The organism is Rhizobium sp. K102 (assembly GCF_022385315.1).
In the GTDB taxonomy this organism is placed as follows: Bacteria; Pseudomonadota; Alphaproteobacteria; order Rhizobiales; family Rhizobiaceae; genus Rhizobium; species Rhizobium croatiense.
Map to the genome: position 1 here is coordinate 1927511 of NZ_CP092436.1, position 15593 is coordinate 1943103.

General features: G+C 61.6%; 12 protein-coding genes and 1 riboswitch. Of the genes, 4 read left to right on the forward strand and 8 right to left on the reverse strand.

Annotated features, from left to right (window positions below; translation table 11 throughout):
- Positions 1-86: 86 nt before the first annotated feature.
- Positions 87-446, reverse strand: a complete 360-nt coding sequence (locus tag MHI61_RS15495) for a hypothetical protein (RefSeq protein WP_239792608.1) — start codon at positions 444-446, stop codon at positions 87-89.
- A gap of 166 nt (positions 447-612) precedes the next feature.
- Between MHI61_RS15495 and MHI61_RS15500 the strand changes: the two genes are divergently transcribed.
- A complete protein-coding gene (locus MHI61_RS15500; RefSeq protein WP_097581609.1) occupies positions 613-1218 on the forward strand; it encodes a class I SAM-dependent methyltransferase in 606 nt (201 codons plus the stop codon).
- On the opposite strand, the gene MHI61_RS15505 is transcribed toward MHI61_RS15500, so the two are convergent.
- Positions 1215-1625, reverse strand: coding sequence for a cupin domain-containing protein (locus MHI61_RS15505; protein ID WP_239792609.1), 411 nt, complete (start codon positions 1623-1625; stop codon positions 1215-1217). The genes MHI61_RS15500 and MHI61_RS15505 overlap by 4 nt on opposite strands.
- Before the next feature lie 250 nt (positions 1626-1875).
- Between MHI61_RS15505 and MHI61_RS15510 the strand changes: the two genes are divergently transcribed.
- Positions 1876-2862, forward strand: coding sequence for an aldo/keto reductase (locus tag MHI61_RS15510; RefSeq protein ID WP_239792610.1), 987 nt, complete (start codon positions 1876-1878; stop codon positions 2860-2862).
- A gap of 426 nt (positions 2863-3288) precedes the next feature.
- Here MHI61_RS15510 and MHI61_RS15515 read toward each other — a convergent pair whose 3' ends face one another.
- From MHI61_RS15515 to clpP, 6 genes are all read right to left on the reverse strand, one after another.
- Positions 3289-5487, reverse strand: coding sequence for an esterase-like activity of phytase family protein (locus MHI61_RS15515; protein WP_239792611.1), 2199 nt, complete (start codon positions 5485-5487; stop codon positions 3289-3291).
- 81 nt (positions 5488-5568) lie between these two features.
- Positions 5569-6474 (reverse strand): DMT family transporter, encoded by a 906-nt coding sequence (locus MHI61_RS15520; RefSeq protein WP_239792612.1) that lies wholly within the window; start codon positions 6472-6474, stop codon positions 5569-5571.
- A gap of 91 nt (positions 6475-6565) precedes the next feature.
- Positions 6566-6717, reverse strand: a riboswitch (FMN riboswitch).
- 123 nt (positions 6718-6840) lie between these two features.
- On the reverse strand, positions 6841-7116 hold the full coding sequence (gene hupB, locus MHI61_RS15525; RefSeq protein ID WP_003547346.1) for a DNA-binding protein HupB: 276 nt from the start codon (positions 7114-7116) through the stop codon (positions 6841-6843).
- A gap of 206 nt (positions 7117-7322) precedes the next feature.
- Positions 7323-9740 (reverse strand): endopeptidase La, encoded by a 2418-nt coding sequence (lon, locus tag MHI61_RS15530; RefSeq protein WP_239792613.1) that lies wholly within the window; start codon positions 9738-9740, stop codon positions 7323-7325.
- A 397-nt stretch (positions 9741-10137) separates the two neighbouring features.
- Positions 10138-11415 carry an ATP-dependent Clp protease ATP-binding subunit ClpX gene (clpX, locus tag MHI61_RS15535; RefSeq protein WP_004680013.1) on the reverse strand — a complete coding sequence of 426 codons (1278 nt, stop codon included), beginning with the start codon at positions 11413-11415 and terminating at the stop codon, positions 10138-10140.
- Between the two features lie 302 nt (positions 11416-11717).
- Positions 11718-12347, reverse strand: a complete 630-nt coding sequence (clpP, locus tag MHI61_RS15540) for an ATP-dependent Clp endopeptidase proteolytic subunit ClpP (protein WP_003573944.1) — start codon at positions 12345-12347, stop codon at positions 11718-11720.
- A gap of 462 nt (positions 12348-12809) precedes the next feature.
- Here clpP and MHI61_RS15545 point away from each other — a divergent pair, with 462 nt between their 5' ends.
- Together MHI61_RS15545 and MHI61_RS15550 are read left to right on the forward strand one after the other, a co-directional pair.
- The gene (locus MHI61_RS15545) at positions 12810-14063 is read left to right on the forward strand and encodes a GGDEF domain-containing protein (RefSeq protein ID WP_239792614.1); all 1254 of its coding nucleotides are present in this window, start codon (positions 12810-12812) and stop codon (positions 14061-14063) included.
- Between the two features lie 248 nt (positions 14064-14311).
- Positions 14312-15556: a cytochrome P450 gene (locus MHI61_RS15550; RefSeq protein WP_239792615.1), complete on the forward strand. Its 1245-nt coding sequence runs from the start codon at positions 14312-14314 to the stop codon at positions 15554-15556.
- Positions 15557-15593: the final 37 nt, after the last annotated feature.

Here is a 15593-nt window from a genome sequence, read left to right on the forward strand (position 1 = left end):
GCGATTGTCATCAGCGTCGGAATCACATCGGCGTCAACAGAATGCGGAGCCGGTGCGAGATCGCGGCCGGCACCGGCTTGGACATGTCAGGCGGGAGTGGTTTCCTTGACGTCGTCAAGCAGGAAATGCACGACGATATAATCCGTCTTGAAATGGCGGCCGCTGTCGGAGACCGACTCGACGCTGCCGCCGTCCTTCGGGTGCCAGGCGTGGTAGTGGGGATTGGTAGTGATCAGCGTGACGGCCTTGCCGGCCAGATTCCCTTCGCCCAGCCGGAAGCGCATCTCGGCGAGCGGCCAGATCCGCTCGTAATCCTCCATGGTGATGCGCGCCCTCAGCGCCTTCCGGTGGAACGGCGCCTCGCCGGCCTCGGCGGGCGATTCCAACATCACCTCCTCGGCTCCGTTGAAGACGGCGTTGAATTCTTCCGGCCACATGCGTCTCATGAAATCGCTCCTCCCGAGGCTTTTTCGTCAGTCAACGGAATGAAACTTAGCGATTTGTCCAAAAGAAGCAAATTCCCGTCATGTGGTTGTCATCGAGGTCCGCTGCTCCTACGTTCCCCGCAGACCGCATCAGGGCCGTCAACCGCCCGCAATTCCGAGATCAGAGATGAAGACACGTGAAGAAAGGCAGGCGCTTAGGGCGAGCATGCCGCGCACCCCGCTCAGCGCCCACCATTTGGAAAAGGCCCGCCTGCTGCCGGATCGCGGCGAGTTGCTCTACCGGATCCCGAATGGCGGCATCGGCGTCGAGGTTGGGGCAGCCTTCGGCGAATATACGGCGGAGATCCTGGAAAAGAACCGCCCGGCGCAGCTCTACCTCATCGATCCCTGGTCGATGGACCGCTACAGCTCCGGCCTCGATTCGATCCACACGCAGTTCGCGACCGAGATCGCGGCCGGGCGGCTGCATCTGATGCAGGGCACGTCGCTCGAAAAGCTCGCCGAATTCGAGGACGATTTTCTCGACTGGGCTTATATCGATACCGACCATTCCTTCGAGCTCACCTGGCAGGAACTGCTGCTCTGCGAAAAGAAGGTGAAGCGGACGGGGCGCATTGCCGGGCATGATTTCTGCACCGGCAATACCGTCAAGCCGATCGTCTACGGCGTCGTCGAGGCGGTCACCAAGTTCTGCAAGGATTATGGCTGGCAATTCGAATTCCTGACGGTCGAATCACATGCGCATTTTTCCTACTGCCTGAAGCGGCTCTAACCGGCCGACACCGCGCCGGAATATTGCGCGTCGCTGACATGCTCCATCCAGTCGACATGCTTGCCGTCCAGCGCCTCGTGTATGGCGATGTGCGTCATCGCCGTGTCCGGGGCAGCACCGTGCCAATGTTTTTCGCCCGGCGCGAACCAGACGGTGTCGCCGGCGCGAATCTCGCGGATGTCATCGCCCCAGCTCTGGGCAAGCCCCTTGCCCGAGGTGACGATCAGCGTCTGACCGAGCGGATGCGTGTGCCAGGCCGTGCGGGCGCCGGGTTCGAAGGTGACGGAGGTTGCGCGCACCCGGGCCGGCGCCGGCGGCTCGATCAGCGGATCCTGGCGAACGGCGCCGGTGAAATAGTCAGCCGGCGGTTTCATCGAGGGGCGAGAGCCGGCGGGTTTGATCTCCATGATCGTTCCTTTTCTATTCCATTGCGGTTGAAGCCTTGTAACCCGACGATATTTCATCGAGGCGACCAATCAAGGCCGGAAAGGCAATTGCCGCATCCTCGCCCGGCTGATAGGCCAATATCTTTCATCACCTAAAGCGCGTCGCATTGAACTTGGTCCACGCAACGCGCTTTAGTTCTTTGTTTTTATGCATGTCGTTATCCCGGAACCGCTGTGCACTTCCGGGCAACATGCATTGGGAGAATTTTTCATGAAACACCATGCTTTCGGCCGCATGCCCTTCACCGTCACCAATGTCGGCTTCGGCGCCTGGCAGATCGGCGGATCATGGGGCGATATCAGCGAGGCGGACGGGCGCGTGGCGCTGAATGCCGCGCTCGATGCCGGCATGACCTTTATCGATACGGCTGACGTCTATGGGGACGGCCGCTCAGAAAAAATCATCGCCGACGTGCTGAAGACGCGTGGCGGCGAGCGCCCGATGGTCGCCACCAAGGAGGGCCGTCGCCTCAATCCGCATGTCGCCGAAGGCTACAGCAAGGTCAATCTCGAAGGCTTCATCGACCGCAGCCTGAAAAACCTTGCCGTCGACAGCCTCGACCTCGTGCAGCTGCACTGCCCGCCGCGCGAGGTGCTTTACCAGCCCGAGGTCTTCGACGGTCTCGACGCATTGCAGACGGCCGGCAAGATCAAGGGTTACGGCGTCAGCGTCGAAAAGGTCGAGGACGGGCTGAAGGCGATCGAATATCCCGGCGTCGTCAGCATCCAGATCATCTACAACATCTTCCGCCAGCGGCCCGACCACCTGTTCTTTGCCGAGGCACGCCGCAAGAACGTGGCGATCATCGCCCGTGTGCCGCTGGCAAGCGGCCTGCTCTCCGGCAAGATCACCCGCGAGACGCATTTTGCCAGCGACGACCACCGCAATTTCAACCGCCATGGCGAAGCCTTCGATGTCGGCGAGACCTTTGCCGGCGTGCCGTTCGAGGTCGGCCTGCGGGCGGTGGAAGAGGTGCGCCAACTGGTGCCCGCCGGCGCGACGATGGCCGCCTTTGCGCTGCGTTGGATCCTGATGAGCGACGCCGTCACCGTGGTCATCCCCGGCGCCCGCAATGGCGAACAGGCCAAGGCCAATGCCGCGGCCGCCGATCTCGCGCCGCTTGCGGCCGATGTCATGGCGGCGACACGCGAGATCTACGCGCGGCTGATCGCGCCGCATGTGCATCAGCGCTGGTAGGGTTGGAGCTGGGGGCTGCGGGAAGCATCGGTGAGCCGCCCTTGTCCTCACGCCTCTCCTCCTTCATGCGCGGCCTTGAGCCGAGCATGCAGCCGCACGCGTGAGAGGCCGCAGCATGGATCCTCGGCTCAAGGCCGAGGATGACGGAGTGTGGGGAAGCGTCCATGCCAAACTCCAACGTCACCGCACCCGCAAGTTATTGGAATTGCTCCAGCATCTCGTCCCCTCCCCGTCGCGTCGCCCCAAACTCCGTCATGCTCGGGCTCGACCCGAGCATCCATGCCGAAGCCCTCTGCTTTGCAAAATATTCTTCGGTCGAATGCCCTCGCCTTCCCGCTGCGAATGCGGACACCCCATGGATCCTTTGGATCAAAAAAGAGAGGCCGGGCTTTCGCCCGGCCTCTCCCTGTATCCTTCTACGACGCCTCAGTTCGTGGCGCTGAGTTCAACCGGGAAGAACAGCGTCTCGCCGGAGGAGTCGCTGACGCCGTCATTGTCGGTGACGGCATAGGGCTTGCCCGATGCATCGAAGGTGAAGCCTTCGAGCTTGTCGAGCACGTAGCCGTTGGTCGCGGTCTTGAGTTCGCCGAGGAAGTCGTGGGCTTCGGTCTTCTTGACGGCGGGCAGTTCGCCGCCGAGCTTGGCGGGCTTCAGCTCCGAGATCGCCACCTTGTAGAGCTTCTTCAGCTTGGCGGCATCGCCGACGAGGTTGTCGCGCTCGATGATGTAGACGCTGTCGCCCTGAGCCGAAATTTCCGACAGGCCGACCCAGCCGCTTTCCGTCTTGTCGAGCGGATAGCGCACGGCGCCCCATTCCTTCTTCTTCGGATTGTAGGAGACGAGCTTGACGAAGCCCTTCTGGTCGTCAGCCCACTCGCGCTGGACCGCCATCCAGAGCGTGGCATCGTCGCCGGTGCCGATCATGGTGACACCTTCGAAACCGAAGCGGATTTCGTTGGCGGCAAGCTCTTTCGGCAGGGCGATCTCGGCCTTGATGTCGCCCTTGGCGTTGACGTTGTAGAGGGCGTGCGGGACGAGACGCTCGCTATAGCCTTCCGAGGCCAGCCAGAAAGAGCCGTCGGCGGCTACCGCGATGCCTTCGATGTCGAGCTTCTGGGCCGGGGCGCCGTCACGCTTGACGACGAGAGCGTCGGTGATGACCGCCGGCTTCTTGCTGGCATCGATCGTGTAGATCGTCGGTTGCGAGCCGAGAACGCTGTCGCTGACGGCATAGAGCATGCCCGGCTTGCCGGGAACGGCGGCGAGACCCGAAAGGGCTGCGAAGCCGATCGGATTGCCGTCCTTGTCGGCGGAGACGATCTTCGGATAGGCTTTCTCGCCTTCCGAGCGCTCGTAGATCATCACATGCGAGCGCGTGCCGCCGTCCTTGCCGAGGTCGAGCTCGTTGGCGGTGGCAAAGAGATTGCGCTGGGGAATAGCGACCCCACCCTCCGGCGAAATGCCGGACGGCAGCAGCTGGATGAGCTCGGGGTCGGCGCCGGTATCCTTATAGACGCCAACGACCGAGGCGCGCTCAGCGAGCAGGAAGAAATATTGGTCGTCGCCGAACTTGGCAGCTTCGAGGCCTTCCGGCTCGACGCCCTTCGATCCCGAACGGCTTTCCGGATAGTGGCCGATATGGGCGACGGCGCGTTCGAAGGATGCGCCCGATTCGTAGAGAAGCTTGCCCGTCTTGTCGAAGATGGTGAAGCCACGCGAGCCACCCTGGTAATCGCCTTCATTGGCGACAACGAGGCGGTTGTCGTCCAGCCACTTCACGGCGTCGGGCTCGCGCAGTACGCCCTTGGATTCGCCGGTGAATTTCAGGGCGCCGTCCCGCTTTGTGTCGATGCCGGTAAGATCGACGCTGCCGGCGGAGAAATGCGTCTTCACCTCAGCCGTATTGGCATCGATGATGACGATCTCGTTGTTCTCCTGCAGTGTCAGGGCAATCTCGTTCAGCCCGTTGAAGGCGACGAATTCCGGCTCCGGATCCTCGGGGGCAACGCCGGCGAGACCGGTCAGCGTCACATGCTTGATGCTGCCGCAATCGACGGCGCCGTTCTTGACCTGGAAGACGACGAGGTCGCCGGCCGGCATCTGCGGGATCTTGCCGTCATTGACGTCTTCGTCGCGCTCGTTTTCGATCGCAATAGTGCCGAGCGTCTTGTCTTTGTTGACGGCGATCGAATCCGGCTGGCCGCCGAGATCGCAGCTAGCTTCGATCTTCTTCGTCGCCACGTCGACGATCGCCAGGCGGCCTGAGGGCTTCGCCTTGCTCTCGGAGGTGTTGACGGCGACGAGTGCCTTGCCGGCGCTCGAGGTGACCGATGTCGGCTCGCCGTCCATCATCAGCGCGCCGCCTGATTTCGGCGCCTTGGCATCGCTGATGTCGATGAAACCGATCGCGCCGAGCGGGCTGTCGCTGTAGATCAGCGTATTGCCGTCGTCGGTCGCGGTGATAATTTCGGCCGATGTCGGCGACAGCTTGTCCTTGTCGACAGGCAGGTTCTGGGCGACCGGGAAAGAGGCGATGCGGTTGAAGACCGGCTCGGCGGCGGCCGGAAAGGCAACGGATGCGAGAAGCACGGCAGCAAGAGCTGCCTGGCGCGATGAAATCGTCATGAAATCCCCCATGTGTCGAATAGTCGAAACATGGGCTTTCTGCGGGACTGCCATGACAGAGACATGACAGTCCGCGACATTTCACGCGGAGGCCGCTTGCCTTTCCTGGCGCATCTCGTTGCGCATGATGAAGAGCGATGCGGCGAGGATGAGTCCGGCTCCCAGCCAGAGATAACCGGCCGGCGCATGACCGAAGAACAGCCAGCCGGCGAGCACGTTGAGCGGCAGCTTCAGACCGTCGAACGGCTGCACATAGGCAGCGTCGGCGCTGGCATAGGCAAGGGTCAGCAGATATTGCGCTACGACCGTCAGGAGGCCCGCCAGAAGGAAGAGAGCTAGCGTCGCCCCCGTCGGCACGGCGAGGCCCGCCGCAAGCGCCAGCCCGCCGTTGATCGGCGTCAGCAGCACCAGCAGCCAGAGGGTGATCGTCTCCGGCTTCTCGATGCCGGTCAGGCTCTTGGTGATCAGCGACGAGGCGCCCCAGAGCAGCGCCGAGAGCACCGGCAGCAATGTTGCCCAGGTGAAGCTGTCGGACCAAGGCTGCAGGGTGATCATTGCGCCGGCGAAGCCGGCCGCGGTCGCCATCCAGCGGGCGGGACCGACGCGTTCGCCGAGGAACAGGCGGGCGCCGAGGATGATGAAGAAGGGCGAGGTCATGACAAGCGCAATCGCCTGCCAGATCGGCACGGAAGCAAGACCGGAAACCCAGGCCGCGCCGCCGAGCGCGGCAAAGACCACGCGCACGACATGCCGCCGGGGATAGCCGGTGCGCATAGCCGAAAGGCCTGATTTGCGCAGGAAGGGCAAGGAGAAAAGGAAGGCGAAGGCATATTGCCAGAAGACCGCTGAGGCCGGGGGAAAGGCGAGCTTCATGGTCAGCCACTGGGTGACGACGTTGAGGAGCGAAAAGGCCACGCCTCCCAGCACCATGAAGCTTGCGCCGGCAAGGGCGCGGGATTGCGAGACTGCAAGGGAATTCTGATTCATGTCTTTTATCCAGAATAGGGACCAACATAAATCAGGACGCATGAGGCGACGACACGCTGACGCCGGCAGTCCCCTGCCCGCACGCGGCCATGCTCATTCTCTTTCATCCGGACTATACCGTCGGCTCCGGAATCACACCGGATCTGCTGACCCTTCCCACGCGACAGCTTGGGAAAGCGCTCGCGGGCTCGGGCCGCAGCCCTTACCGCCGGTGGGGAGTTTCACCCCGCCCTGAGAACAGCTCCGTGGTAAATCAAAGTGCCGCATGCGGCAAGCGGCCAGAACAAAAAGGGGCCCGGCAAAGCCGAACCCCTCTCAAAAACCCTGCACAGCCGGTCTCGTTTACGGCTGGCGGATAATCTTTAATCAGCCGTTGACGGCGTCCTTCAGGCCCTTGCCGGGCGTGAACTTCGGCACGTTGCGAGCCGGAATGTCGACTTCAGCGCCGGTGGACGGGTTGCGGCCCTTCGATGCTGCACGATGAGAAACGGTGAAGCTGCCGAACCCTGCGAGGCGGATGTCGCCCTTGTTCTTGAGTTCAGCCTGGACAACGTCGAAAACCGCGTCGACAGCGGAAGCCGCGTCAGACTTCGTCAGTCCTGCCTTTTCGGCCACTGCGGACACGAGTTCATTCTTGTTCATGTTTCCACCCCTTTCTAAATGGTATGAAACGACTCAAATGTAAGCTAGGCGCAGAATAGGTTTCATCAGGCCCGCCGGGAACCCAGAAGCCCTGCAAATCAAGGAAAAGCAAGCGTCTCCATGACGTTTTCACAAAAAAGGCTGGCGTTTCCGCCAGCCTTTTTGCGTCTTTTGCGCCAAATGGGCATAAATGTGGCAAGCGCCACTCAATGCGCTATGGTTGCGCCCGTCTCATCAAGGCCTTCGACCGATGTGATCACGGGCGTTTCCACCGTGCCATCCCACTCGATCGGCTCGGGCCGGCGGATCAGCGCGTGCTTGATCACCTCGCCCATGCGCGAGACCGGGATGATCTCCATGTTGTTCTTCACGTTGTCAGGAATCTCCGCCAGGTCCTTGGCGTTTTCCTCCGGAATCAGCACCTTCTTGATGCCGCCGCGAAGCGCTGCGAGCAGCTTTTCCTTGAGACCGCCGATCGGCAGCACACGGCCGCGAAGGGTGATTTCACCGGTCATGGCCACATGCTTGTTGACCGGGATGCCGGTCATGATCGAGACGATGGCGGTCGCCATGGCAACACCGGCCGAGGGGCCATCCTTCGGCGTGGCGCCTTCCGGCACGTGCACGTGGATGTCGTTCTTTTCGAACATCGGCGGTTCGATGCCGAAATCGACGGCGCGCGAACGGACATAGGAGGCCGCTGCCGAGATCGATTCCTTCATGACGTCCTTCAGATTGCCGGTGACCGTCATGCGGCCCTTGCCCGGCATCATCACGCCTTCGATGGTCAGTAACTCGCCGCCGACTTCCGTCCAGGCAAGACCGGTGACGACGCCGACCTGATCCTCGCCCTCGGCTTCGCCGTGGCGGAAGCGCGGGACGCCGAGGTAATCGGCGATGTTGGCGGCCGTCACGTGAACGGACTTCGTCTTGCCCTTGATGATGTCGGTGACCGCCTTGCGGGCGAGCTTCATCAATTCGCGTTCGAAGCTGCGAACACCGGCTTCACGGGTATACTGCTGGCTGATCGCCATCAGGGCATCGTCGCTGACCGAGAATTCCTCGGGCTGCAACGCATGTTCCTTGATGGCCTTCGGCAGCAGGTGCCGCTTGGCGATTTCGCGCTTTTCATCCTCGGTGTAGCCGGCGATACGGATGATTTCCATGCGGTCCATCAGCGGCGCCGGAATGTTCAGCGTATTCGCCGTGGTGATGAACATCACGTCGGACAGATCGTATTCGACTTCCAGGTAATGATCCATGAAGGTCGAGTTCTGCGCCGGATCGAGCACTTCGAGCAGAGCCGAGGACGGATCGCCACGATAGTCCTGGCCGAGCTTGTCGATCTCGTCGAGCAGGAAGAGCGGGTTGGACTTCTTCGCCTTCTTCATCGACTGGATGACCTTGCCGGGCATCGAGCCGATATAAGTGCGGCGGTGGCCGCGGATTTCGGCTTCGTCGCGAACGCCGCCGAGCGCCATGCGGACATACTCACGGCCGGTCGCCTTGGCGATCGACTGGGCGAGCGAGGTCTTGCCGACGCCGGGAGGGCCGACGAGGCAGAGGATCGGACCCTTGATCTTGGTGGCGCGGGCCTGCACGGCGAGATATTCGACGATGCGCTCCTTGACCTTGTCGAGACCGAAGTGATCGGCTTCGAGTATCTTCTCGGCATTGTTGAGATCGGCCTTGATCTTCGACTTCTTGCCCCAGGGAATGCCGAGCAGCCAGTCCAGATAGTTGCGCACGACGGTGGCTTCCGCCGACATCGGGCTCATCTGGCGCAGCTTCTTCAGCTCCGCATCGGCCTTTTCACGGGCCTCCTTGGAGAGCTTGGTCTTGGCGATGCGCTCTTCCAGTTCGCTCATCTCGTCGCGGCCTTCCTCGCCGTCGCCGAGTTCCTTCTGGATCGCCTTCATCTGCTCATTGAGATAGTATTCGCGCTGGGTCTTCTCCATCTGGCGCTTGACGCGCGAGCGGATGCGCTTTTCGACCTGCAGCACCGAGATCTCGCCTTCCATGAAGCCGAGGGCCTTTTCCAGGCGCTGCTTGACGCTGGTCGTCTCCAGCATCTCCTGCTTCTCGGTGATCTTGATCGACAGGTGCGAGGCGACCGTATCGGCGAGCTTGGAATAGTCGTCGATCTGGCTGGCGGCGCCGACCACCTCGGGCGAAATCTTCTTGTTGAGCTTCACATAGCTCTCGAATTCGGAAACGACCGAGCGTGACAATGCTTCCAGCTCGACCGGATCGTCATGCGGCTCCTCGAGCACATGGCCGAGCGCCTCATAAAAATCTTCGCGGCTGGTATAGGTGTCGATCTCGGCGCGGGCGCGGCCTTCGACCAGAACCTTGACGGTGCCGTCGGGCAGCTTGAGCAGCTGCAGCACATTGGCGACCGTGCCCACATTGTGAATTGCCGAAGGATCCGGATCATCGTCGCTGGCGTTGATCTGCGTCACCAGCATGATCTGCTTGTCGGAACCCATGACCTCTTCGAGCGCACGGATCGACTTTTCCCGTCCGACGAACAGCGGCACGATCATATGCGGGAACACCACGATGTCGCGCAAAGGCAGAACAGGGTAGGCAGTGCTGCTCGCTACAGACGTTTTCTTCGTCATTTTTTTGTCCTTTCCATCGTCCCGTTACCGGGCTCTCTGCACGGCTGCTTGGGACCGGCCGGCTCTCACTTGGCTCTACAAGTGGAGGTTCTGACTACGCTTTTCAAGCCACGCTAACGCCCGCGTTCCCCGGATGTGACAGCATTGTTACAACGGAACGCCAACACTATGAAGCGCGTGGCTGGACCGGCGCTTACCATTTCCGGCCAGGCTAAATACAACGCCAGCAACAGGCTTACGAGATCATCCCATCATTGCCAAGCATTACCCTGCGCAACATCGGCAAAGGCAATTCCGGTCCCACCGGCAAAATACTAACAGCGCCTCGGATGATTTTTCAAATAGAAAGGGGCCTGCTGATGGCAAGCCCCCAAAATAATGGTGCGAAAGTGCAAGGTCACGCCGAAGCGTTGGCCTTTTCTTCCTGACGGTCGGCATAGATATAAAGCGGACGGGCCGAACCGCGCACCACTTCTTCCGAGATGACGACCTCACGCACACCTTCCAGCGTCGGCAGTTCGAACATCGTGTCGAGCAGGATCTTCTCCATGATCGAGCGGAGGCCGCGGGCGCCGGTCTTGCGCACGATCGCCTTGCGGGCGATTTCGCGCAGGGCGTCTTCGTGGAAGGTCAGTTCGACGTCTTCCATCTCGAACAGGCGCTGGTACTGCTTGATCAGGGCGTTCTTCGGCTCGGACAGGATCTGGATCAGCGCGTCTTCGTCGAGATCCTCAAGCGTCGCCAGAACCGGCAGGCGGCCGATGAATTCGGGGATGAGGCCGAACTTGACCAGATCTTCCGGCTCGAGTTCGCGCAGGACTTCGCCGACGCGGCGGTCGTCCTGGGCCTTGACGGTCGCGCCGAAGCCGATCGAGGTCTTCTCGCCGCGGGCGGAGATGATCTTGTCGAGGCCGGCGAAGGCGCCGCCGCAGATGAACAGGATGTTCGTCGTGTCGACCTGCAGGAATTCCTGCTGCGGGTGCTTGCGGCCGCCCTGCGGCGGAACGGAAGCGACCGTGCCTTCCATGATCTTCAGGAGCGCCTGCTGCACGCCCTCGCCCGAGACGTCACGGGTGATCGACGGATTGTCGGACTTGCGCGAAATCTTGTCGACTTCGTCGATGTAGACGATGCCGCGCTGAGCGCGTTCGACATTGTAGTCGGCCGCCTGCAGAAGCTTCAGGATGATGTTTTCGACGTCCTCGCCGACATAGCCGGCTTCCGTCAGCGTCGTCGCATCGGCCATGGTGAAGGGAACGTCGATGATGCGGGCGAGCGTCTGGGCAAGATAGGTCTTGCCGCAGCCGGTCGGGCCGACGAGCATGATGTTCGACTTTGCCAGTTCGACTTCGCCGTTCTTGGAGGCGTGGGCGAGGCGCTTGTAATGATTGTGCACGGCGACCGACAGGATCTTCTTCGCCTGCCGCTGGCCAATGACATATTCGTCGAGGACCTTGATGATGTCCTGGGGCGTCGGAACGCCGTCGCGGGACTTGACCATCGAGGACTTGTTTTCCTCGCGGATGATGTCCATGCACAATTCGACGCATTCATCGCAGATGAAGACGGTCGGTCCGGCAATCAGTTTCCGGACTTCGTGCTGGCTCTTTCCGCAGAACGAACAATAGAGGGTGTTCTTGGAGTCGCCGCCGTTGCTGCCGCTGACCTTGCTCATATCATTTTCCTTCCAGCACGCCGCATTTCAAGGCGAAATCGCGGTCCACTCTATCAGCTCCTGGCGGCACTCCGTTTCCGGAGCCTTTGCCGAGAAGGGCTTCAGGGGCTACGAACCGGTTCCAGTCAACCATGTCCAGGTTCCGGCGGCAACGAATCCCCTTCGAATGCCAAATGCTATGTCATAAAAATTCAACATAGCATTAATAGTTACTATTAGTGTCTTCGCCGCCGGATGAAAGCCCTTGTTCGATCACAAATGAGATAGAACTGTGGCGGCAAAAACACCATCCCAATTAATTACTAGGCCTGCTCGCCTTCCATCTCGAGGCGCGACGTCAGAACCTTGTCGATCACGCCCCAGCCCTGGGCCTCGTCCGCATCCATAAAATGGTCACGATCGAGGGTCTTTTCAACTTCCTCGTAGGTTCGGCCGGTGTGCTTGACGTAGACTTCGTTGAGGCGGCGCTTCATCTTGAGGATGTCGCGGGCGTGGCGCTCGATATCCGAGGCCTGGCCCTGGAAGCCGCCCGAGGGCTGGTGCACCATGATGCGGGAATTCGGCGTGGCGAAGCGCATGTCCTTGTGGCCAGCGGCCAGCAGCAGCGAGCCCATAGACGCGGCCTGGCCGATGCAAAGCGTCGAAACTGCCGGTTTGATGAACTGCATCGTATCGTAGATCGCCATGCCGGCGGTGACGACGCCACCGGGCGAATTGATGTAGAGGGCGATTTCCTTCTTCGGGTTTTCGGCCTCGAGGAAGAGCAGCTGGGCGCAGACGAGCGTCGCCATGTGATCCTCGACGGCGCCGGTCAGGAAGATGATGCGTTCCTTCAACAGGCGGGAATAGATGTCGTAGGAGCGTTCACCGCGGTTGGTCTGTTCCACGACCATCGGCACGAGGGCCATTGCGGTATCAACTGGGTTTCTCATGTGCGTCCTTTGTCAACGTCATGCCGGCGGCCGCCGGGAATCAAAGAAAATGCCATATCCCTACATAGAGTGTCCCTGCCCTCCTCTTCAAGACACGCATGAGGATAACGTTAAGAAGGCGGGGCACGGCGGCTTCAGCTCCTCTTTGATGCATGTCGTCATCCCGGAACCGCTCCACACTTCCGGGCGACATGCATCGAGCTTCGGCGCCGGCCGCCTCTTTCTCGTAAATGGCTGATGACCGCGAGCCCCCGGCGGCGTCTCCCCCGGCTTTTCTCCATGACAGGATGAAGGAAAGCTTACTCCATCCGGCAGCGCTCACATACGTTTACCCAACGGAAAGCCTACCGCCAGATACCGGCCGAAAATCATGCCGCACCGCAACAGCATTAAGGAACTGGCGAGCTTCCTCAGCAAGGATGCGGCCAACAGACAAGGTCGACGGGCAAGGGGTTTGCTGCCGTGTTCAATATCGCTACAGGTCTCGCCATCTGGTGTTCGGAGGCCATGACGCTCGCTCTGGTGCTTTTCGTCGCCTGGCGCCACAACGTCAAGAACGAAGCCTACCTCTATTGGGGCCTCGGCTTTCTTCTGACCGGCATCGGCTTTGCGATGATCGCGCTGCGCGGCCAAGTCCCCAGCCTGGTGTCCGTCGAGATCGGCAATGCCATCGCGCTGCTCGGCCAGAGCGCCTGGGTGGCGGGTTTTCTCGCGCTCGACCGCAAGAAGATCGAATGGTGGGCGCTGCTGCCGCCGGCAATCTGGCTGGCCGGTGTGTTCCTGCCCTGGGTTAACACCGATTATTCGAACCGCGTCGTGCTCTACAATCTCGCTTCGGCGACCGGCGCCACGGCCCTCGCCATGGCGGTCGCCGCCGGCGACATGCGCCGCGAGCGCACCCGCATCAAGCTGATGGGCGTGTTCGTCATGCAGGGCTGCCTGTGCTTCGGCTCGGCGCTGACGATGGCGGTAACGCTGCCCAGCGATATCGACGCGACCAATCTCGGCGGCGTCTCGGCGATGGCGAGCGCCTTCCTGCTCACGATCGCCTTCGCGCTTACCTGCCGGCTGGTCATGGAACGCTCCGAACGGCATCTGCGGGCAATGACACTGACCGATTCACTCACGGGGGTGCTCAACCGCCGCGGCCTGCTCGGCTATTTCGAGGCCATCCAGGAAAGAGCCCACAGCGAGCAGCGGCAGGTCGCGGTGATCCTATTCGACCTGGATCATTTCAAGCGCGTCAACGACCGCTTCGGGCACCAGGCCGGCGACGCCGTGCTCACCGCCTTCGCGCGCATGGCGCGGCAGTATATTCCAAACCACATCTTCGGCCGCATGGGCGGCGAGGAGTTCGCCGCCTTTGCCGCCGTCTCGGATCAGATGGAAGCCGAGGCGATCGCCGAAGCGATCCGCACCGAATTCTGCCGCCTTCCCGTCAGCACCGGCGAAGCGATCGTTCCGGCCACGGTCAGCATCGGCATTGCGCTCGCCGCCTCGATCGAAGCCAATATCGACAAGCTGATCTCGGCCGCCGACCGGGCGCTCTATGCGGCCAAGGCCGCCGGCCGCAACTGCACGGTCACCTTCGGCGAAGCGGAAGCGGCGACTCCGGCGCCGGCCACGCCGAGCCCGACAGCCGGCGAACTCGTGCCGACGGTCGATGATCAGGTCGAGGCGCTGCGACGCATGGGCACGCTGTCGCGGGCCGGCTAAGCGCGTCGCATCAAATTTGATCCATGCGACACGCTTTAGCTCTTTGTTTTTATGCATGTCGTTGTCCCGGAACCGCTGCACACTACCGGGCGACATGCATTAGCCGCAGCGTGAAAATAGAATCAATCCCCAGGTTTAGCCAAAGATCTTAAAGTCGTCGGCGCCTCGGTCGGGCATGTCTTGCTTCCGGCCGGCTCTCCTCATTCCGCATCTTTTCGAGGCCTGGCAAATCCGCTAAGCCTCGGGGCATGACGATACCGCCCTTTCTCTCGATCGACCCTGCCCTCCGCCATGTTTCCCTGGACGCCCGCAACCCGGCCTTCTATGGCAATCCGAATGCCGTCTATGCCGCGCTTCACGCCCATTGTCCGACCTTCTACTGGACCGAGCAGAAACAGTGGTTCGTCACCGGCTACGACCATGTGAACGGGCTGTTGCGCGACCGCCGCTTCGGTCGGCAGATCCTGCATATCGCCAGCCGCAAGGAGCTCGGCCTTGCCGAGCCGATGCCGCATCTTGAGAGTTTCGATCTCTCCGAACGGTATTCCCTGCTCGAACTCGAACCGCCGGAGCACACGCGGCTGCGCACCCTCGTCAACCGCGCCTTCGTCTCCCGCCATGTCGAGAAGATGAAGCCGGAGCTTGTCGAACTCGCCAACCGGCTGATCGACGGCTTCGCCGATACGCGCGAGGTCGAATTGCTCTCGGCCTTTGCCGATATCATCCCGGTGACGATGATCGCCCGCATGATCGGCATTCCCGAGGAGATGGGGCCGCAGCTGCTCGCCTGGTCGCACGCCTATGTCCGCATGTACATGTTCGGCCGCACGCGCGCCCAGGAAGACCAGGCTGAACGGGCGGCGAAGGAATTTTCCGACTACGTCAGGACCGTCATCGCCGAGCGTCGCGCCGAGCCGCGCGACGACCTGCTCACCCACATGATCCATACCGAGCACAAGGGCCAGTATCTCACCGAGGAGGAGCTGATCTCGACGACGATCGTGCTGCTCAACGCCGGCCATGAGGCGACCGTGCACCAGATCGGCAATTCCGTACGCACGATCCTCGACAGCGGCTCGGATCCGGCGACGCTCTTCCGCGACGAGGCGACGACAGAGCGCACGGTCGAGGAGACTCTACGCATCTGCGCGCCCGTTCACATCTTCCAGCGCTGGGCGCTCGAGCCCGCCGAAATCGACGGCGTCTCGTTCAAGCGCGGCGACAAGGTGAGCCTCATCCTCGCCGCCGCCAATCTCGACCCGGTGAAATTCAGCGATCCGCTGAGCTTCCGGCCCGACCGCAGCGAGGCGCCCAATCTCTCCTTCGGCGCCGGCATCCATTTCTGCATCGGCGCGCCGCTGGCCCGGCTGGAGCTCAACGTCGTGCTGCCGATCCTGTTCGAGCGGCTTGCCGGCCTCCGGCTGGCGAAGACACCCGTGGTCAAGGACGTCTACCATTTCCACGGGCTGGAGCGGCTGGATTTGCGGTGGTGATCCCGAGGCTTGACCCTCGGCCGCTGGAGAATCCGTG

Bases quoted from the DNA above. Each gene is read 5' to 3' on its own strand.
- MHI61_RS15495 (WP_239792608.1), bottom strand. From the start codon at position 446: ATGAGACGCATGTGGCCGGAAGAATTCAACGCCGTCTTCAACGGAGCC.
- MHI61_RS15500 (WP_097581609.1), top strand. From the start codon at position 613: ATGAAGACACGTGAAGAAAGGCAGGCGCTTAGGGCGAGCATGCCGCGC.
- MHI61_RS15505 (WP_239792609.1), bottom strand. From the start codon at position 1,625: ATGGAGATCAAACCCGCCGGCTCTCGCCCCTCGATGAAACCGCCGGCT.
- MHI61_RS15510 (WP_239792610.1), top strand. From the start codon at position 1,876: ATGAAACACCATGCTTTCGGCCGCATGCCCTTCACCGTCACCAATGTC.
- MHI61_RS15515 (WP_239792611.1), bottom strand. From the start codon at position 5,487: ATGACGATTTCATCGCGCCAGGCAGCTCTTGCTGCCGTGCTTCTCGCA.
- MHI61_RS15520 (WP_239792612.1), bottom strand. From the start codon at position 6,474: ATGAATCAGAATTCCCTTGCAGTCTCGCAATCCCGCGCCCTTGCCGGC.
- hupB (WP_003547346.1), bottom strand. From the start codon at position 7,116: ATGAACAAGAATGAACTCGTGTCCGCAGTGGCCGAAAAGGCAGGACTG.
- lon (WP_239792613.1), bottom strand. From the start codon at position 9,740: ATGACGAAGAAAACGTCTGTAGCGAGCAGCACTGCCTACCCTGTTCTG.
- clpX (WP_004680013.1), bottom strand. From the start codon at position 11,415: ATGAGCAAGGTCAGCGGCAGCAACGGCGGCGACTCCAAGAACACCCTC.
- clpP (WP_003573944.1), bottom strand. From the start codon at position 12,347: ATGAGAAACCCAGTTGATACCGCAATGGCCCTCGTGCCGATGGTCGTG.
- MHI61_RS15550 (WP_239792615.1), top strand. From the start codon at position 14,312: ATGACGATACCGCCCTTTCTCTCGATCGACCCTGCCCTCCGCCATGTT.